The organism is Nocardia sp. NPDC003963 (assembly GCF_053605105.1).
This window is the reverse complement of sequence record NZ_JBSGIP010000012.1, coordinates 62,652-81,397: the sequence shown is the minus strand read 5'-3', so window position 1 is coordinate 81,397 and position 18,746 is coordinate 62,652. Positions and strand designations below refer to the sequence as shown.

Annotated in this window: 15 protein-coding genes and 2 pseudogenes; 6 read left to right on the top strand and 11 right to left on the bottom strand. The window is 67.5% G+C overall.

Features of this window, described 5'->3' with window-relative positions; translation table 11 throughout:
* Positions 1-5: 5 nt before the first annotated feature.
* The 3 genes and pseudogenes from ACWEWT_RS20820 to ACWEWT_RS20810 all read right to left on the bottom strand — a co-directional run.
* The gene (locus ACWEWT_RS20820) at positions 6-254 is read right to left on the bottom strand and encodes a hypothetical protein (RefSeq protein WP_452561158.1); all 249 of its coding nucleotides are present in this window, start codon (positions 252-254) and stop codon (positions 6-8) included.
* A gap of 109 nt (positions 255-363) precedes the next feature.
* Positions 364-2,322, bottom strand: a complete 1,959-nt coding sequence (locus tag ACWEWT_RS20815; RefSeq protein ID WP_452561157.1) for a S9 family peptidase — start codon at positions 2,320-2,322, stop codon at positions 364-366.
* 217 nt (positions 2,323-2,539) lie between these two features.
* A pseudogene (locus tag ACWEWT_RS20810) lies at positions 2,540-2,701 on the bottom strand (MmyB family transcriptional regulator); the annotation flags it as partial.
* Here ACWEWT_RS20810 and ACWEWT_RS20805 point away from each other — a divergent pair.
* From ACWEWT_RS20805 to ACWEWT_RS20795, 3 genes and pseudogenes are all read left to right on the top strand, one after another.
* Positions 2,698-3,564, top strand: a pseudogene (locus ACWEWT_RS20805) (SDR family oxidoreductase); the annotation flags it as partial. The pseudogenes ACWEWT_RS20810 and ACWEWT_RS20805 sit on opposite strands and share 4 nt — an antisense overlap.
* 337 nt (positions 3,565-3,901) lie before the next feature.
* Positions 3,902-5,446, top strand: coding sequence for an acyl-CoA carboxylase subunit beta (locus tag ACWEWT_RS20800; RefSeq protein WP_452561156.1), 1,545 nt, complete (start codon positions 3,902-3,904; stop codon positions 5,444-5,446).
* Positions 5,447-6,176: 730 nt separating this feature from the next.
* Entirely contained in the window at positions 6,177-7,118 is a 942-nt protein-coding gene (locus ACWEWT_RS20795) for a hypothetical protein (protein ID WP_452561154.1), read from the top strand.
* A gap of 75 nt (positions 7,119-7,193) precedes the next feature.
* On the opposite strand, the gene ACWEWT_RS20790 is transcribed toward ACWEWT_RS20795, so the two are convergent.
* The 5 genes from ACWEWT_RS20790 to ACWEWT_RS20770 all read right to left on the bottom strand — a co-directional run bounded on the left by ACWEWT_RS20790 (position 7,194) and on the right by ACWEWT_RS20770 (position 13,484).
* Positions 7,194-8,246: a fatty acid desaturase family protein gene (locus ACWEWT_RS20790; RefSeq protein WP_452561153.1), complete on the bottom strand. Its 1,053-nt coding sequence runs from the start codon at positions 8,244-8,246 to the stop codon at positions 7,194-7,196.
* 202 nt (positions 8,247-8,448) lie between these two features.
* Positions 8,449-9,690: a vWA domain-containing protein gene (locus tag ACWEWT_RS20785; protein ID WP_452561151.1), complete on the bottom strand. Its 1,242-nt coding sequence runs from the start codon at positions 9,688-9,690 to the stop codon at positions 8,449-8,451.
* The gene (locus ACWEWT_RS20780; RefSeq protein ID WP_452561149.1) at positions 9,687-10,925 is read right to left on the bottom strand and encodes an AAA family ATPase; all 1,239 of its coding nucleotides are present in this window, start codon (positions 10,923-10,925) and stop codon (positions 9,687-9,689) included. The genes ACWEWT_RS20785 and ACWEWT_RS20780 overlap by 4 nt, the downstream gene beginning before the upstream one ends.
* Before the next feature lie 72 nt (positions 10,926-10,997).
* Positions 10,998-12,386 (bottom strand): hypothetical protein, encoded by a 1,389-nt coding sequence (locus ACWEWT_RS20775; protein ID WP_452561148.1) that lies wholly within the window; start codon positions 12,384-12,386, stop codon positions 10,998-11,000.
* A 168-nt stretch (positions 12,387-12,554) separates the two neighbouring features.
* Positions 12,555-13,484 (bottom strand): alpha/beta hydrolase, encoded by a 930-nt coding sequence (locus tag ACWEWT_RS20770; RefSeq protein WP_452561147.1) that lies wholly within the window; start codon positions 13,482-13,484, stop codon positions 12,555-12,557.
* Positions 13,485-13,882: 398 nt separating this feature from the next.
* On the opposite strand from ACWEWT_RS20770, the gene ACWEWT_RS20765 reads away from it, so the two are divergent.
* On the top strand, positions 13,883-15,034 hold the full coding sequence (locus ACWEWT_RS20765; protein WP_452561146.1) for a methyltransferase: 1,152 nt from the start codon (positions 13,883-13,885) through the stop codon (positions 15,032-15,034).
* A 36-nt stretch (positions 15,035-15,070) separates the two neighbouring features.
* On the opposite strand, the gene ACWEWT_RS20760 is transcribed toward ACWEWT_RS20765, so the two are convergent.
* Positions 15,071-16,447, bottom strand: a complete 1,377-nt coding sequence (locus ACWEWT_RS20760; RefSeq protein ID WP_452561144.1) for an MFS transporter — start codon at positions 16,445-16,447, stop codon at positions 15,071-15,073.
* 239 nt (positions 16,448-16,686) lie between these two features.
* On the opposite strand from ACWEWT_RS20760, the gene ACWEWT_RS20755 reads away from it, so the two are divergent.
* Positions 16,687-16,839 (top strand): hypothetical protein, encoded by a 153-nt coding sequence (locus tag ACWEWT_RS20755; RefSeq protein ID WP_452561142.1) that lies wholly within the window; start codon positions 16,687-16,689, stop codon positions 16,837-16,839.
* A gap of 154 nt (positions 16,840-16,993) precedes the next feature.
* On the opposite strand, the gene ACWEWT_RS20750 is transcribed toward ACWEWT_RS20755, so the two are convergent.
* Together ACWEWT_RS20750 and ACWEWT_RS20745 are read right to left on the bottom strand one after the other, a co-directional pair.
* The gene (locus tag ACWEWT_RS20750) at positions 16,994-17,209 is read right to left on the bottom strand and encodes a hypothetical protein (RefSeq protein ID WP_452561140.1); all 216 of its coding nucleotides are present in this window, start codon (positions 17,207-17,209) and stop codon (positions 16,994-16,996) included.
* A 487-nt stretch (positions 17,210-17,696) separates the two neighbouring features.
* Positions 17,697-18,029 (bottom strand): hypothetical protein, encoded by a 333-nt coding sequence (locus tag ACWEWT_RS20745; RefSeq protein ID WP_452561139.1) that lies wholly within the window; start codon positions 18,027-18,029, stop codon positions 17,697-17,699.
* Between the two features lie 25 nt (positions 18,030-18,054).
* Here ACWEWT_RS20745 and ACWEWT_RS20740 point away from each other — a divergent pair, with 25 nt between their 5' ends.
* On the top strand, positions 18,055-18,381 hold the full coding sequence (locus ACWEWT_RS20740) for a hypothetical protein (RefSeq protein ID WP_452561137.1): 327 nt from the start codon (positions 18,055-18,057) through the stop codon (positions 18,379-18,381).
* Positions 18,382-18,746 lie beyond the last annotated feature (365 nt).

The following is an 18,746-nucleotide window of genomic DNA, read 5'->3' as shown; positions in this document are numbered from 1 at the left end:
CCGCGTCAGCAACCGTTCCCGGTGGGTAGCGGGGCATCCGGGTCGAAGTAGTCCTCCGGTGCACGCCGGTCCGGTTCGGCGAAACCGATCGGCGGATTGCTGTAGTCGGGGGCGAGGAAGCCCTTGTCGTGGAGTACGCAGTTCACCGCGTAGGCGTGGCCGCGGATATCACCGTAGTAGATGCCCTGTGAGCCCGCGTCGTAGCGGGCATCGTCGACCCGGACGTAGTCGGCGGGCCCGGCGCCGGTGCGCACGGATCGACCGGTCGGTGGCCGCGGAATCGAACGGATCGGATGGCAGGTTGTGCATGAGAACCCCCGGATGCCAGGGCCCGGCGTTGCCGTGGCCCCGGCCCGGCGGGCCCTACCGAGCCGCGGTGTCCGTACTCGACGGCTCCGCGGGCCCGCCCTCCTCGGCGCTGCGGCCGCCGAGATGGCGGGCGAAATGCTGTTCGATCGCGCGGTACAGCCGGATCCGGTTCTCGGTGTTCTCGAAGCCGTGGCCCTCGTCCTCGGCGACCAGGTATTCGACCGGGACGCCGCGTTCACGGAGCCGGGCGACGATATTGTCGGATTCGGCCTTGACCACGCGAACGTCGTTGGCGCCCTGGGCGACCAGCAGCGGGGTACGGATCTTGTCGACCATGGTGATCGGGGAGCGGGTGAGCATCTCGGCTTCCTGCTCGGGGATCTCGGGGTCGCCGACGTAGCGGTACCAGTTGTTGATATTGAAGGCCCGGGTGAACGGGGGCAGGGTACGCAGGAAGTTGGCGAGGTCGGAGATACCGACGTAGTCGACGGCGGCCGCGAAACGGTCCGGGGTGACGGTGACGCCGACGAGGGCGGCGTACCCGCCGTAGGAACCGCCGAAGATGCCGATGCGGCCGGGATCGGCGTAACCGCGATCGACGGCCCAGTCGACGGCATCGATCAGGTCGTCGTGCATGGCGCGGGCGAACTCGCCGATCGCCGCGGTGACATGGCGTTTCCCATAGCCCAGCGAACCACGGAAGTTGAGCTGCAGTACCGCGTAGCCGCGGTTGGCGAGGAACTGCGCATCGCTGCTGTAACCCCACGAGTCGTGGTACCAGGGGCCGCCGTGCACCGCCAGCACCAGCGGGAGGTTCCGGGGTTCGACGCCGACCGGCAGGGTCAGGAAGCCGTGCAGCGGCAACCCGTCGCGGGCGGGGAAACCCACAGGTTGCATGGGGGCCATCGAGCTCGGGTCGCGATCCGGATAGGAGCGGAAGAGCAGCCGGGCTTCGCCGGTGGAGTGGTCGTAGAACCAGGCGACACCGGGGTCGCGGTCGTGGACGAAGGTGGCGATCCAGCGCTGCCCGGAGTCGTCGCACGACAGGGTGCCGAGAACGCCGTCGGAGAGCTTCTGCAGCGCGGCGTGGATCTCGGCGAAACGCGGGTCGAGGACCTCGATATGTGGCCGGTCGGCGACGAAACGGGCGGCGAAGATCTCGCCGGTGCGCCGGTGGGTGTAGATCGGGGGTGGGAGCACACCGGGCAATATCATGCCGCTGATGTCCAGGTCGTGACCGTCGACGGCCGCGACGACGGTCTCTGCGCCGGTCGCGTGGTCGATGCGGACCACCCGCAGGTTGTCGCCGTCCCGGAACGCGCCGACGAGTAGCCCTTTCCCGTCGGCGGTGACCTGCTGGGGCTGAATACTCATCGGGTGTTCGGCTCCGCCGAGACGCCGCAGCAGCCGCCGCTCTCCGGTGGTGTCGATCGCGGCGACCTCGACGGCGCCGTCGGCAGCCAGCGCGGTCCGGAAGACCGGCTCGCCGCGCCGGTCGAGCAGGACGGCGGCTGTCGGATCGTCCTGTTCGAGGTGCAGGGTCGTTTCGCCTGTGGCGACATCGATCCGGAAGGTGTCGAAGTACAGCGGGCGCCGGTTCATCGCGACCAGCACGCTGCCGGGCACCGACGGCAGCGGCTCGACGCCGGCCACCCGCGACCCGGGGTCCATCGGAGTGAGGTCGACGGCGGGCGAGCCGGGTTCGTCGAGGTCGACGCGGTGCAGATGCCAGTCCTCGTTGCCGTCGGTGTCCTGGAGGTAGAGCAGCCAGCGAGGATCGTCGGTCCAGTAGTAGGTGGTGATCCCGCGGCGGGCGTCGTGGGTGACGGGCACGGCATCGTCGTGGGTCTCGTCGATACCGCGGATCCAGACGTTACGTCGGCCCCGATGCGGAGCGAGATAGGCGATGCGGGTGCCGTCCGGGGAGATCGACGGGTGCGCGAACTGCGGGTCGGCGAAGAACAGCTCGATATCGATCAGGGTCGCTGGCTGGTCGGTCGGTTGTCCGGTCACGGTCGCTCTCCACTCACTCGGTCCGGCTGACGATTTCTCCTCCGATCGAACACTGTGCCGTTGCGGCACACTCAAGCACGACGCCGGTGACCACCACCACAACCGGCGCTCCGCCCCGAACAGCCGGAGACCGGCCGCCGGTGCCGGACGTCCACCCGGCGCACAGGCACCGAGAACCGGGTACCCCCTGATGGCGATCGGACCCGCGCGGTTCGGCTCAGCTCAGTGCCTGCGCACCGATGACGGACAGCATCCGGAGCTTGTCGTAGCTCTCGCTGCCGGGCACAGCGGTGTAGACGAGCAGCAGATGCGCTTGTCCCGGGTCGACGAGCCGCTGGCAGGTCAGCTCCAGGGCACCGACCTCGGGGTGGACGAATGGGGTCGGTTCTCGCCGCGCGGCTGGCCGCGGCCGGCGCGGAGGTGATCATGCCGGTCCGGAATCCCGGTAAGGGTGAGGCCGCGATCGCCCGGATCCGGCAGCGTCACCCGGACGCGGAACTCTCCCTGCGCAGTCTCGACCTGTCCTCGCAGGCGTCGGTCGTGGCCCTCGGTCACGCCCTCTGCGTAGAAGGCCGGCCCATCCACATCCTCGTGAACAACGCCGGAGTGATGACCCCGCCGGACCGGCAGACCACGGCCGACGGTGCCGAACTCCAGTGGGGCACCAACTATCTCGGTCACTTCGCCCTGGTCGCCCGGATTCTGCCACTGCTGCGCGCCGGTCGGGCCCGGGTCACCTCGCAGATCAGCATCGCCGCGCGGCGGGGCACGATCAATTGGGACGATCCGAACTGGGCCAGCGGCTACCACGGGCAACGCGCCTACAGCCAGTCCAAGATCGCGCTCGGACTGTTCGGACTCGAGCTGGACCGTCGCAGCCGGGCCCACGGCTGGGCCGTCACGAGCAACCTCGCCCACCCCGGGGTGGCCCCCACCAGCCTTCTCGCCGCCCGCCCCGAGCTCGGCCGCAACGAGGACACTCCCCAGGTGCGCCTGATCCGGGCGCTCTCGGCCCGGGGCATCCTGCTGGGCACTCTCGATACCGCACCGCTGCCGGCCCTGATGGCCGCGACCGATCCGGACGCCGACGCCGGCCGCCTCTACGGACCCGGCGGCCCCGGCAACCTCGGTGGCGCACCCGCCGAACAGCGGCTGTACCGGCCACTGCGCAGCACCGGGGACGCCGCGCGCCTCTGGGAGGTCTCCGAACAGCTCACCGGGACCACCTTCCCGACCACCTGACCGCTGCCTCGCGGGCGGGCGACCCTCGGCATCCTCGCCCGGGCCGTGGCCGGCGGACCGGCCGGCACACCGTGGGTATCCAGGAGTGGATCCGCCCGTCGGCGTCATCGTCTGCCGCAGCGGCGTTCACCTGGTCGGACTGCTCCGCCGCGAAACCCGCCGCCGGAGAACGGAGGGCCGGTCCCGACCGATTCGTGGGCTCGGCGCCGCGCGATCCCGATCCACGGCCCGCATCCGGTGAGAGCTCACAAACCCGGAGGCCCCCGACTCCGGGTACGGTGGCTACCGCCCCCGAGCACGGTGCGGCGTTTCCTGCTGACCGATCTGGAAGTAAGAGATGAGTTCTACCGCCGAAAAACTTGCCGACCTGCGTAAGAGGCTCGAGATCGCGCAGGAGCCGGCCGGCGAGGCGGGAGCCGCCAAACGAGCACGTAAGGGCATTCCCTCGGCCCGCGACCGCATCGATATGCTGCTGGACCCGGGTACCTTCGTCGAACTCGGCGCTCTCGTGCGCAACCCCGCCGACAAGAACGCCCTCTACGGCGACGGTGTGGTCACCGGACGCGGTCTGGTCGACGGACGACCGGTAGCCGTGTTCTCCCATGATCAGACCGTGTACGGCGGCACCATCGGCGAGATGTTCGGCCGCAAGGTGGCCGCGATCATGGAGCTCGCGGGGAAGATGGGCTGCCCGCTGATCGGTATCAACGATTCCGGCGGCGCCCGCGTCCAGGAGGCCGTCACCTCGCTGCGCTGGTACGGCGAGCTGGCGACCATGATGGAACCGCTGTCGGGTGCGGTGCCGATGGTGTCGCTCATCCTGGGGAACTGCGCGGCCGGGGCGGTGTATCAGCCGATCTGCACCGATGTCGTGGTCGCCACCGAGAGCGCGCATATGTTCGTCACCGGTCCCAAGATCATCGAGGACGCCATCGGCGAAAAGGTGGATATGGAGGAGCTGGGCGGCGCCTACAACCAGGCCGGCTACGGCAATATCCACCATGTCGCCGTGGACGAGGCGGCGGCTTTCGCGTGGGTCCGCAATTATCTGAGTTACCTGCCGTCCAGTGCGGTCGAACTCCCACCGGTCGTGAACCCCGGCCTGGAGCCGGAGGTCACCGAATCCGATCTGACGCTGAACACGCTGGTCCCCGACTCGGACAATGCCGTCTACGATATGCACGATGTGCTGTTGCGGATCTTCGACGACGGCGAGTTCCACGAGATCGGCGCCGCCGCCACCAAGAATCTGATCACCGGTTTCGCCCGTGTCGACGGTAAACCGGTGGGCGTGGTCGCCAACCAGCCCACGGTGCTGGCCGGCGCGCTCGACGCCAAAGCCAGTGACAAGGCGGCGCATTTCATCCACATCTGCAATGCCTTCGAGATCCCGCTGGTACTGGTGGTCGACACTCCCGGTTTCCTCCCCGGCGTGGAGCAGGAGAAAGTGGGTGTCATCAAGCGCGGCGGCCGGTTCCTGTTCGCCTACGTGGAGGCCACCGTTCCCAAGGTCACCGTGGTGATCCGCAAGGCCTACGGCGGCGGGTGGGCCGTGATGGGTGCCAAAGCGCTGGGTTGCGATATCTATCTGGCCTGGCCGACTGCGCGTATCGCGGTCATGGGCGCCGAGAGCGCTGTCGGCCTGACCCAGCGCAAGGTACTGGACGCCACCCCCGAGGATCAGCGCGCCGAGCTGCGGCGGCAGATGATCGACTTCTACAACGCGACCGTCGCGACGCCGTGGATCGCGGCCGAACGCGGCTATATCGACAGTGTGATCGAGCCGTCGGCCACCCGCCTCGAACTCCGGCGCGCCCTGAGCCTGCTCCGCGACAAGAAGGTCGTTCGCTACCCACGCAAACATCACCTGTTGCCGTTGTGAATCGGGTTCCACCGGCACCGGCCGGATATCACCGGTGCCGGTGTGGAATTCGCGGTGGACGCTACCGGAGGTGAATTCGGGCGGGCGGGTCCGGGTTGTGTAACGAACCCGCGTCGACGAGCGAAATACGTAGCAGCGCACACCTTTAGGCGTGCAGCACAGGAACGAACGGAAATCCGGGTACGGGCTCCGTTCGATGATCGATGACGACAACCGAGAAAGATAGATATGCCTGGCTTTCTGAAGTACATCATCTGGCTGAATATGCTGGGCACGCTCTCCGGTATGTATTACTGACCGCAGCGTCCGGGCACCCGCACCCGGATGTGGACCGGCGACGAGTAGCGATACGCCGTCCACGGTGCGGGTGCCTCGGCGCCGCAGGGCACGCAGAGGTCCGGCCACCCGGCACCCGTTTCTACACCCGACCCGGAGAGCCGGATACAGACCCGGAGCACACAATTCGTTTCCGTAACTGTGCAATTCGAACAAAGATGATGCCGGAATTACCCGGGATTCACCGACCTGGCGACTCTTCGGGATAGCCTCTCCATGAGGCCGGCGAGATGGTCAGGGATATCCCGGCCGATAATTCTTTCCCCGGAAGAGCCGATGGCAACTATCGCGGAAGGCATCTACCGACAGTGCACGAGCAAGGGTCGTCCACCGTCTCCACTCGTGCGCGATCGGGGCGCTGGAAGCACCGCCTGTCGAAGACGGTGTGACGACAATGTTCAGCTCATCGAAGCTCACCCGGACGTGCCAGGTCTTTCCGGATACGCTGACATTGCACCTGGGCAGAGCGGCCACCGCACTGGCAGGTGACGCGCGTACCGGTGCGCGGGTCCTGCGCACGATGAACGAGACTGTCGGCGATATCAGCGCGAAGGGACTCGGGACAGCGTCCGGCCCGATGCGCGGCGGCACGGCGCAGGGCAGAATTCCGGCCGCGTCGGTGTTCGATCCCACCCGGCCGGTCGGTATCCACAATCTGCCCGCGCTCGATCGGATGCGATTCACCGCCCTGCGTCCCGGCAGTGTTTTTCTCGTCGCCCACGACAGCAGACCGATCGGCATATACAAGTGGCGCGAGAACGAGAGGTACACCGAGAACGAGGCGCGTGCCTATGAGGCGAGCCGCCTACTGGGTCTGCACGTGGTCCCGCCCACCAGGATCTTTGTCGGGCCACAGGGCAAAGGGTCGTTCCAGGAGTACGTCCTGAACCGGGGCGGGTCCCACGACACCAGGAGCCCGGCCGGACAAGCGGTCGGCGCCTTCGACTACATCATGGCGCATGCCGATCGGATGTCGGACAACGCTCTTGCCCTCGTACACCCGCACGGGAAGATCGCCGCGACCGATAACGAGCTGATCATGCAGGAGCGTGTGCGGGCCCAGAACGGGAACATCATTGTCTCGGACTTCGTCGCCGACAATCTGAATCGACCGCTCGATACCGCGCTGATCACCACCCTGAAGGAAGTGGATCCCGGAGATTTCAGCAGCGATCTGCAATCCATGGGGTACTCGCGCGACGGCGCGGACTGGTCCGCGCAACGGCTCGCCGAGATACAGCGCGACCGGTTGATCACCGGGGCGGCCTGGGATGGACCTATCATCGGCACCGGTGAGCGCCCGATCTATCTGCCGGTGAGCGAGTTCTACGACTGACCGGACCTGTCACGGAAAGCCGCCGGTAAACGCCCGACGCCCCGGGCCGCAACGCTCGGGGCCCGGCGGCAGGTGTCACCCGGCGGCACGCAGGGGTACGCCGACGTGATGCAGATGCCGGAGCGCCTCACGGTAGGAGGTGATCAGCCCGGTCTCGTGGTAGGCGACGCCGATCTCGGCACAGTATTCGCGCACGATCACCCTGGCGTGCCGCAGATTCGGCGTCGGCATACTCGGGAACAGGTGGTGCTCGATCTGATAGTTGAGCCCGCCGAGGGCGAGATCGGTGAGCACGCCGCCCCGCACGTTACGAGAGGTCAGCACCTGGCGGCGCAGGAAATCCGGGCGGTCGTCGCCGACGAGGGTCGGCATACCTTTGTGGTTCGGCGCGAAGACGCAACCCATGTACAGACCGAACAGCGCCTGGTGGACGGCGAGGAACGCGAAGGCCTTGTCCGCGGGGAGCACCGCGAAAACTGTCGCAAGGTAGGCCGCGAAATGAACGAAGAGCAGCATGCCCTCCAGCACACGATGTTTCACCGGTCGGCTGCTGAGCGCGCGTACGCCCGCCAGATGGAGATTCAGGCCCTCCAACAGCAGTAGCGGGAAGAACAGGAACGCCTGTGCCCGCCCGATGAGACGCGGTAGCCCCCGGCTGGCGCGGGCCTGCCGTTGTGACCAGATCAGGATATCGGGCGCGACGTCGGGATCGAGCTCCTCGTGGTTCGGGTTGGCATGATGGCGGGTGTGCTTGTCCTGCCACCAGCCGTAGGCGAGACCTATCCCGGCATTGCCGGCGATACGGCCCACCATTTCCGTAGGCCGCCGCAATCGGAAGACCTGGCGATGTGCGACATCGTGCATGACGAGCGCGACCTGCGCGAAGGCCACCGCCAGGAACGCCGCGACCAGGAGTGTCCACCACGAGTCCCCGACCAGGACGAACGCCGCCCAACCCGCCGCGAATCCCGTCCCGACGAGGCCGAGCCGGACGGCGTAGTACACCGGCCGGCGTTCCATCAGTCCCGCGTCGGCGATCCGGCGCAGCAGTCGAGCGTAATCACCGTCGGCACCGCTGCGCCGCGGTGACCGTGGGATCGATTCCGAGATCAAGGCCGGTTGTGTCATAGGGCTTCCTGAAAGTCGAGCCGGTACGCCACTCCGTCCGTTCCGCTGCCGGTCGATCGGGGACGGCGGCACTGCCGGTTGCGCGGGGGCGGGTGGCGAATTCGATGGAACCGAAGCTATCGGCCGGATTCTCGCCCCGGGTAATCCCCCGGTATGACATCGAATCGCCGGGAATCGCACTGTGGTGTGAGTCCCGGAATCGCTACGGTCGACCCGCTGTGCCGATCTCGACCACCCGCGCCCAGTCCGGAGGAGCGTCCGGCACGTAATCGGCATCGTGTTCACTCCACGAGACCTCCCGCCGGAACAACCCCACCACTGTCCGGCACCCCGGCCGACTACTCGGCCAGGGGGTCTGACCGTCGGTCAGCACGACCAGTACATCCGGCCGGGGCCGGCTGCGCAGCGCCCTGGCGAAACCCGTGCGCAGATCCGTGCCGCCACCGCCCACCAGCGGGATCTGCTCGGCTCGGCACAGCGGATGCACGATCCGTGCCGCCGCATCGCAGGAGAGCACAGTGACGAGGTCGCGACGCCCACCCACCGCACGGGAGATCGCGGCCACTTCGAGCAGCGCGCTGCCCAGTTCGGCGTCGCTGACCGACCCGGAAGTATCGATGACCACGCTGACCCGCGGTGGGGTGCGCCGCAGACTCGGCAGTACGGCGCCGGGCACCCCGGCCGAACGCCGGGCCGGCCGGCCGTAGGTGTAGTCCGCACCGCCCCCGTTTGCCGAGGCCGCCGAACGAATCGCCGCTCCCAGCAGATCTCGCCATGGTTGCGGCGGGTGCACGGCCTGCTCCGCCCAGCGCCGCCAGCCCTCGGGGGCGCTCCCCGGACGGCCGATGATGCCCTGGGCCACGCGGAATCGGACCGCTTCGCGTTCCTGTTCGCTGAGGCCGTCCGCCCCGTCCGGTCCCAGTTCCCATTCCCGGTCCAGTCCGTCGGCACCGCTGCCGCAATCGAGCCACGCCAGATCACCCGTGGATGTGCCGAGCCGGAACTGGCGCAGATAGTCCTCCATCAGCTCGCCGTCGGACAGGCCCAGTGTCCCGGGTAGCACGGCGCCCTCGGGCTGGACCAATCCGTCGCCGAACGCATCGTCGTTGATCTCGGCGTCGGCGGCGATGTTCATCCGCAGCCGCTCCGCCGGGCCGGTCAGATCGTGTTCGCGAGCGAATCGGTCGCTGCGCCGGTGATGGTCGCGCAGCAGATGCGATATCTCGTGCACCAGTACCGATGCCAGTTCCTCCACCGGTGTGCCGTCCACGAACAGGGGCGAGACGTAGCAGCGCCAATACCGGTCGACGCCCATCGTCGGTACTCGGCGCGACTCGACGATATGCAGCGCGTACAGCGCCGTCGCCAGGTAGGGCCGGGCCCGGGCGGCGTGCAGGCGGGCGGCGAAGAGTTTGCCGGAGTCGAGCTCCGGGGCGCCGGTCATCGGCCCACCTGCGCGGCGACGCGGGCCGCGGCGTGATCCGCGCCGCGGGATACCGACACCATCCCGGCGAGTTGTTCGATCGAGGCGGGCACATCCCAGTCGTCCCGGCGCAGCGTGGCGAGTGTGGTCGCGGGGACGACCACCAGATCCGGGGCGCCGGTTTCCACAGCTTTCACCAGGACTGCCCAGGCCGCGTCCCAACGAGATCGTTCCGGGCGCTTACGAACTGCCGCGACGACTCCGTCCAGGGCGGCCTGGCGCAGATCGCCGCGCTCGGGCAGTTCGGCGGCGGCCGGATCGGCGAGCAGCGTTTCGGGGTCCGGGAGGTCCATCCGATCGATACTGCTCAGCAATTCGAAACCGGGGCCGTCCCCCACGGCGCCCCGGACCAACAGTGAGAGGACGTCTCGGGACGCGCCCGCCGCCGTGGCGAAGGCGATCAGGCGCAGTGTCATATCCCAGCTGCGTGGCGAGGGCCAGGCACCGCCCCGCCGCGTTTCGCTGGTGGGGAGCCGATGCGCCAGGGCCGGCCGGGCAGCGAGAAGTCCACATACCGCGCTTCGCGCGAAAGCCACTGCCTCCGTGAATTTTTCCGGATCCAGCCGGGGCAGTGTCGCGCGCGGCCAGGTCCCGCCGAGGCCGCGGACGACCACCTCGACATCATGGGTCCAGTACAGGTGTACGAATCGGTTCGCCAGCGGCGGGCTCAGTTCCCAGCCCTCGGCCGCCGAGGAGCGCGGGTTCGCGGCAGCCACGATCCGGACGCCGGGCGGCAGCCGGAGCGAACCGATCCGCCGTTCGAGAACGAGGCGGAGCAGGGCCGCCTGTACGGCCGGCGGGGCCGTCGAGAGTTCGTCCAGGAACAACAGTCCCCGACCGGCCCGAACGAGCTGGACGGCCCAGTCCGGCGGCGCCATCGGGACACCGTGTGCCGCGGGATCGTCGCCGATGATGGGCAGGCCGGAGAAGTCCGAGGGCTCGTGCACACTCGCGATCACCGTGGTCAGCGGGAGATCCAGGGAATCGGCGAGCTGGGTCAGGGCCGCGGTTTTGCCGATCCCCGGCTCACCCCACAGCAGGACCGGCAGATCGGCGGCGACCGCCAATGTGAGGGCCTCGAGTTGACTGTCGGGGCGGGGTTCGGTGGTCGTCTCGCCGAGCAGGACCAGTAGTCGCGCGGCGCTGTCGAGCTGGGAGTCGAGGGTTCGATTCGGGGCGGAAGAGCAGGCAGACATGTATGTATCACCTTCGGTTCGAAAGAAATCGGATGGTCGCGGAATCGCTTCGGAGGAACGCGGAGCCGGGGGTCAGCGTGCGGTCGCGTGGCGCGGGTGGGTGCGGTGGTCACGACGGCGACGCTGTGCGCGCTCATCACGGGTCGGACCGGATCCGGTCAGCCCCGCCCGGAACAGTCCGTAGGTGATCCGCTGTCGCGCGGACACTCGCAACTCGTCCCGTAACGCGCCGTCGCGCAGCACGGCGGCCGGACCGAGCAGACCCTCGACAACGGCGAGCGCCCCGACGGTATCGCCGTGGTCCAGGCGTTCACGCACACCGGCCAGACAGTCCGGGTGACGATGGGCGCGATCGATCGCCTGCAGACACGGCAGCGGCGTGCCGGTCAAGGCGACCAGCAGTTCCTCCCGCCGGATCTCGGCGGGATCGTGATCGAGCGCTGTCAGCACACCGTCGACCAGACCGATCCGGTGCTGTTCCCCACGGCAGTCCACCAGCCGTGCCCGGTGCGCGGGGTACGCGGCCCGGGCGGCACCCACCGGTGCGGAGTCCGGTGCCAGCGCCGACGCGACCAGCGGATGCAGCCGGTCGGGTGTGATCGCACCGGTACGGATCAGTTGCAGATCGGGCAGCAGCCAGGTCGCCGCGTCGGGCAGGACCGGCAACCCGGACACTCCGCCGCGTGGATAGTCCGCCGCGATCCGCAGCTCGGGCGGATCGGCGCCGTCCGAAAGCAGGTCGAGGACCACTTCCCGCCGACCCCCGAACCGCACCCGGACGGCACCGGTACGCCGCTCGTCGTCCCCCAACAGGATTCGCGCCTCGTCCGCCCAGCGGTCGACGGCGCAACCCGGGGGCACCCATTCGGGCAGTGCGGGATCGGATCGACCGATGGAATCGAATTCCACTGCTCCGGAACGAATCCGGAGTTCAGTGGTCCTCCGGTCGTCCCACAGGTGACGGTGGAGATCGAGTCGATACCGGCGGTCGGGCCGGGGATGCGGATGCGAACCGGAACGGGATCCGTCCCACAGCGCGAGGCCGATCCGCTGACCGGAATCCGCCCACGCCGGCATCGTCCGGACCACGAGGTACGCACAACTCTCGTCCGCGGAGCGCCGGCACGACCCCGGTCGGCCGTATCGAGCGAGCGCGACGGTGAGTCCGGGACGCAGCAGCCCGTCCGGGGCAACCCTCGGCAGGTGCCAGCGCAACAGGTCGGGGGCCAGATGGCGCAGATCGTTCCGGACCAGATCCGCGAATTCCCGGCCCCGACTGCGCGCCAGCGACCGGAGGTCGATATCGATATCGAAACCCGCGGCGGCACAGGCCCCGGCCCAGTCGCCGACGCTGCGGCGCGCGGTCGCGGTTTCGATCATGGAGGGCGGCACGGCGAACTCACGCACGCGCAACCAGAAGGAGAGGCGGGAATCGTTCCCATTCGTGATCGGAGTACTCATCAGCACTCACCTGACACGAACGGGACCCCCAATCTTTGCTCGGAGAGAGTCATCACGGGATCGATCATATCGGCCCGTTCCGGCCGCAGCCACCGATGGGACGGTACGGAATCGAAACGACAAGGGGGACAACGGATGTCATTGCTCGCCGGAAAGTCGCCGTATTCGTCAACGGACGCCGAGCGCGGCGAGGATCATCGGCCGGGCGGTGGCGATCGCCTGCCCCCAGTAGGGCCAGGTGTGGGTTCCGGCGACGATATCGACACGAGCCGGGATACCCAGCGCCGCGACTCGATCCCGGAAGATCCCGGCGGCCGCCGCGGCCATCGACTCCAGGGCCATCGCGTTCACCGTGTTGCCGACCCCGTACGGCATATCCGGACCGCCCGGCATTCCGTTTCCGGCCGATACGTACATCGGCAGACCGCGCAGCAGTTCGGCCTGCGCGGTCGGATCGTTGCGCGCCCAGGCCGGGTCGCCGGCCGGGCCCCACATATCGTCGACGTTGAACCGGCCCTCGTCCCACATCGCGGCACGCACCGCCTCGTTCCACAGCGGGAAGGTCGGATTCACGAAGCCGGAGAAGGACCCGGCGAATCTGAACTGGTCACGATGATGCGCGGCCAGGGTCAGGGCCGCCCCGCCACCCATCGAGGCACCTACGATGGCGTTGTTCGTCCGGGAGACCCCGTATCTCGCCAGATAGGCCGGGAGCTCTTCGGTGAGGAAGGTTTCCCACCGGTACGGGGTGGCCTGACCGTTGGTGCTGCTCGGCCGGTACCAGTCGGCGTAGAAGCTGGAATGTCCACCGACCGGGAACACCAGGGTGACGTCGTCACCGGCGAACTGACGCAGCACATCGGTATCGCTGGTCCACTGACTGTGATCACGCGGCGCCCGGAGCCCGTCGAGTACATAGAGCGCCGAGCTGCCACCGCGGGCCGCCCACTGCACCTGCACTTCGATCGGGCCCATCCCGGACGGGACCACCAGCTTCTCGTATCCACCGGCCGGGGCCCGAAGTACCGGAGCACTCATCGGCCCCGCGCCGGCCACCGCCCCACTGCCCAGGGTCAGCAGCGCCGTCGCCGCGACCACCGCGCCGACCTTCCGCAACCGCCGCCACACAACCCGCCGATTCTCTACTCGCACCCCGCGCCCCGTCGTCAGTTTCCTATCGTGCCCGCCCGAGCACGCTACCGCCGTCGCGGATTCCACCTGCCCGCGGTATTTCCAGTGCTGACGAGCATCGCGGTATCCCGGACCACTGTTCGCCACGGCGAGACGACTGCGCGACTCTTCGACCTCTTCACTCCGATAGGGTCGATCGTGACACTCGGCATGGTCCTCGGTGATTCCTCCTCCCGCGCTCCGACACGGGAGCGTTGATCCGGCCTGCCCTGACCACGAACCCGTGCCGCGGCGCGGACGGATCGCCCCGTTCCTCGTCGAAGTGCACTTCGCGCCCCGGCACATCCGACCACGAGGAGTACGTGGTGTCCACGATCCACTGGACCGAAGACGACGAACAACACTGCGCTCATTGGCATTCCGAGAGTTCGACGCCGCCACCCGGGCGGGTCGTCCGGGCGGACGACAGTATGAGAGCCGATATCGCGTACCGGCTGGCCTGCGAAGGCACCGCCCTGCTGTGGCGCGGTGACTTCCAGAATTCGCGTCAGCTGCTGAACGCGATGAGCCGGCGGGTCGACCGCAAACCTTTCCGGCCGGGCGCCAACCCGGCGGAGTCCTTCCATCTGCACCGCCGGGCCCGTAACCACCGGGCCCGCGTACTGGGCAGAGTCCTCGTCCTGCTCGATGCCGATTACCGTCTGGACCTGCGCAGGGCCCCCGATGTGCGGCAAGCGTGCACCGAGGCCTACGGCCCGCCGGCGCGGCCGACCGCCGTTCCGCTCACCGAACTGCTCGGCGTGCTCGGCGCACATCAGTGGCGCAGCAAGGGTGTGCGGATCCCGGCCCTCGATGCGCTCGTATACCCACACTACGGCGTATTCTCCCCGGTCAGAGGCGAATATGTCGATCTCGTCGCCGCTGCGCCACTACCCGCGCCCGCAGCGGACGGCACGGGGCGGCGCACGGCGTTCGATCTCGGGACGGGGACGGGCGTACTGGCGGCAGTCCTGGCCCGCCGGGGAATCGACCGGATCGTGGCCACCGATATCAACCCGCGCGCCCTGGTGTGCGCGCGCGACAACGTCCGCCGCCTGGGATTCGCCGGGCAGATCGACGTCCGGGGCCCCGGCCTCTATCCGGACGGCCGCGCGGATCTCGTCGTCTGCAATCCGCCCTGGCTTCCGGCGCGACCGACCTCCGCGGTGGAGCAGGGTGTCTATGATCCGGGCAGCAGTATGCTGCACGACTTCCTGAACGGACTCCCTGCCCACCTCGTACCGGGAGGCGAGGGCTGGCTCGTCCTCTCCGATCTGGCCGAACATCTCGGGCTCCGGACCCGTGCCGACCTCCTGACCGCGGTCGAGAAGGCGGGCCTGCACGTGCTCGACAGGACCGATATCAGGCCGCACCATCCTCGAGCGCGGGACACCACCGATCCACTCCACGCGGCCCGGGCCGCGGAAGTCACCTCGCTGTGGCGGCTGACCGGTGGCGGGCACCGGGACGGGCAGTGACCGCTCGGCCTCCGGAGCAGTCCGAGGTCCGCGGCGTTACCCGAACGCGCGCCCCTGTTCCCGGTCCAGTGCCGTCTCGCTCTTGTTCTTCAGGAGGAACAGGTACACCAGCAACGAGACGAAGATGACCACCGTCACGTACACGATGAACCAGGTCACATGTCCGCCGTTCTTGGCCGCCTGATAGATCATCGGGGCGGTACCACCGAATGCCGAATTGGCCAGGGCGTATCCGATACCGACACCCAGCGCTCGGATATGCGAGGGGAACAGTTCGGCTTTGACGATGGCGTTGATGGAGGTGTAACCGGTGAGCAGTACGTAGCCGACGCAGGTCACCAGCAGCGTCGCCGCCACCGATGTGGCGTCCTGGAGGAAGCTGATGAGGAACCAGGTGTACAGGACCCCACCGATCCCGAAGAACACCAGGACGGGTTTGCGGCCCACTCTGTCGCTGATCAGACCGCCGATCGGTTGCAGCAGCATGAGGAAGACCAGGCCGGCCAGGTTGATCCAGGTGGCCGTCATACCGCGGCCTTCGAACGCGGTCTTGACCATGGCCGGGGCATTCACGCTGTAGGTGTAGAACGCGAGCGTGCCACCCATGGTGACCAGGAAGCACACCAGCAGCGGCCACCAGTGGTTCCGCAGCAGTTCACGCAGCGAGCCCGATTCGGAATCCTCGCCCCGCCGGACCGCGTCGAGCTGCTCCTCGGTCAGCGATTCGTCCATACTCCGGCGCAGCCAGAACACCACGACCGCGGCCACACCACCGATGAAGAAGGCGATCCGCCAGCCGAAATCGGAGATCTCCTGTTTGTCCATGAACACCTGGAGCACCAGCAAAGTGAGCTGGGCGAGCACATGCCCGCCGATGAGGGTCACGTACTGGAACGACGAGAAGAAGCCGCGGCGCTCCCGGGTGGCCGCCTCGGACATATAGGTGGCCGACGCACCGTATTCACCACCGGTCGCGAAACCCTGTACCAGCCTGCACAGGATCAGGATCACGGCCGCGCCCACCCCGATCGTCTCGCGGCCCGGTACGAGAGCGATCACCAGCGAACAGGCCGCCATGAGCGAAACGCTGAAGGTCAGCGCCGCGCGCCGGCCGCGCCGGTCGGCATAGCGGCCGAAGAACCACGAGCCGACCGGCCGCATCAGGAAGGTGACGGCGAAGATCGCGTACACATAGACGGTGGAGTTCTTGTCCGCCGAATCGAAGAAGTGGCTTTCGAAGTACGAGGCGAACACCGTGTAGACGTAGACGTCGTACCACTCGACGAGATTGCCCGACGATCCGCGCAGTGTGTTCCAGACGGCGCGGCGCGTCGCCGCCCGTGACGAAACCGGTTCGGTACCCGGTACCGGTCCGTCGGGCACGGACAGGCCCGGGGTGCTGGTTTCCGACATCAGTGATCCCTCTCACTCACCTGTGCACGGAGCACGTCGCACACCCGCGCACGGAGCGCGCGGTGGTCTGCTGGCCGCGGCTCCCCGCTCAGTGTGCAGGCAGGAATCCTGGTTCGGAGCCGATGTCCAGGATTTCCGGAACCGAATTCAGCGGAAAATCGGATAAATCCTGGTCCGGCGCTCCGCCCGGATACCGGCATCGGGGCTTCGATCGCGTACGGCAGTGAGATCCCCCCGGCGTGGGAAACCACGCGATAGGGTTTCTACCACTCCTCGCCGAACTCGCCGCCACCGATCACCCTTACGCCGGTTACTACGACGCTGCCGAGGTGGCCCGGCTGATCGGAACAGGCCGCGATCTGCTCCGCGCCCGCCTCGTAGCGGCCGCCTGATCCCGGAGGTGGGCACCGCGGGTCGGTCGATGGTGGAACTCACCGCCGCGTTCTCGGTCGACGACGAGGCAATCTGCGCCGGCGCACCGGGCCGGTCGGCCGGGAGGCCGGCGGCGGAGCTCGGTAGTACTCGGCCTGCCACTGTTCCGGGGTTCTATTCTTCCGGTTCGGCGGCGTAGTAGACCGTGACCGACGGCCACGGACCGTCGGCGGTCATCTCGTTGTGCAGGACCATATCCTGCACGGTCACCTCGCCCAGGCGTTCGATCGAGGAGGCCACCGTTCGCAGCAACGCGACGATATCGCCCTGGCCGTCTCCGGCCGGATTCGACTGGGAGAAGTGGGAGATCGTGTACCGCGGAATCGTCATACTTCCTCGCTCCTTCGACTGCGGCTTCCGATCGCACCTCTACCTGACGCAGTTCGTATCCCGATTCTCTCGACAGGCCGGCAACCACGTCCACCTGCGCCGCGGACATCGCTTCGCCGTTCGGTCGCCGACCTCCGCCGTGATGCGAGCCTCGCTCAGCCGACCGAGGTGGATCGACATATCGGTTCACCGAGCGTGCGACCCGAGGTGATCAGCGGGTGCGAGAATTCCTGGAAAGGTAACCACACGAAAGCTGGCGATCGGCAGCCGTAGATGCAGTCTCGGATCGAGGCTCATATTCGAGCGAATTGCAGGATCATCCATCCCGCGAGCAACTTGTCGATACGCAACAAAGACAAGATCACCCCATATGGAAAGCCTTGCCGCTATTAACTATCCAGAAGGGAAAGTTAATAGCGGATAATCATATTCTCAGCGAGGCGAGATCGGTGATTTCAGCCACGAAAAGATGCGAACAGGCTATATTTTAAATACCCATTTCGGGGGGTTCGACATCCAGTCGTACCGTTGCTCGACATTTCTTGGAGATAGCCATGAGATCGACCTCGTCCCTGCTTCGTGCCGGCATTCTTGCTCCAGCGGTAGTCGCTGCCGTCTTTTGTTCGGTTGCACCGGCGAATGCCGACCCCGTCAGCGTGAACTGGAACTGCCGGGGCACGATCCTCGGTATCGGCCAGACCTCGACCATGACCACATCGGTCACGGGCACCGCGCCGAGTTCGGCGGCGTCGGGTTCCGCGGTGGCCATCACCATCACACCGGGCGCCTCATCCGTACCCAGTTCGGCTTCGGGCTTCACCGTGAACAACATCAGCAACCTGAAGATGACCATTCCGACTCCGGCGAATTCGACCTTGGTCTCGGCTACCGCCTCCGGGGGCACCGTGGCCGGCACTGTCGCCACATCGGGCGGGAATGTCGTTCTGACCGTGCCGGGTCCGATCGCCGGCGGCACCAGCTTCACTCCGCCCGCGGTGACCGTCAACGTCACCGCCGGCACGGCCGGAACACCGATCACCAGCAAGTACGCCGGGACCAGCTACACCAGTCCCGGCATGACCATGACGACCAACGTCGCACTGGTCGGCAATGTCGCGACCTCGTGCTACCCGAACCCGTCCCCGACCCTCACCACGACAACTGTCAGCTGAGCCCGCGGACAGACGACGCGGTGCAATGACCGATATCCGCGACGACTGCCTCTGGTGAACATGCCTGGACCGGGTCGCCCAGCTACCCGGTTCAGGTCGCAGCCGAACCGGACCGGCTGCGACTTTCCCCTGATAGTGGTTGTCCCGCTACAGGTTTGGCACAAGATCCAATTCGAACGAATAACAGGATGCACAGTATCGCATCGGCCGCTGTGTCGTACAGTGCATGTACGACACAGCCACGGTCGGTCGCTTCGACGGCCGGAGCGGTGCCCGCTTTCGTGATGTCCGTCAGCCGCGGTTCGAGCTGCCGGCCGATCGATTGACAGGAGCCCATATGCCCGCTTCACACGCCCGGCGGCGTT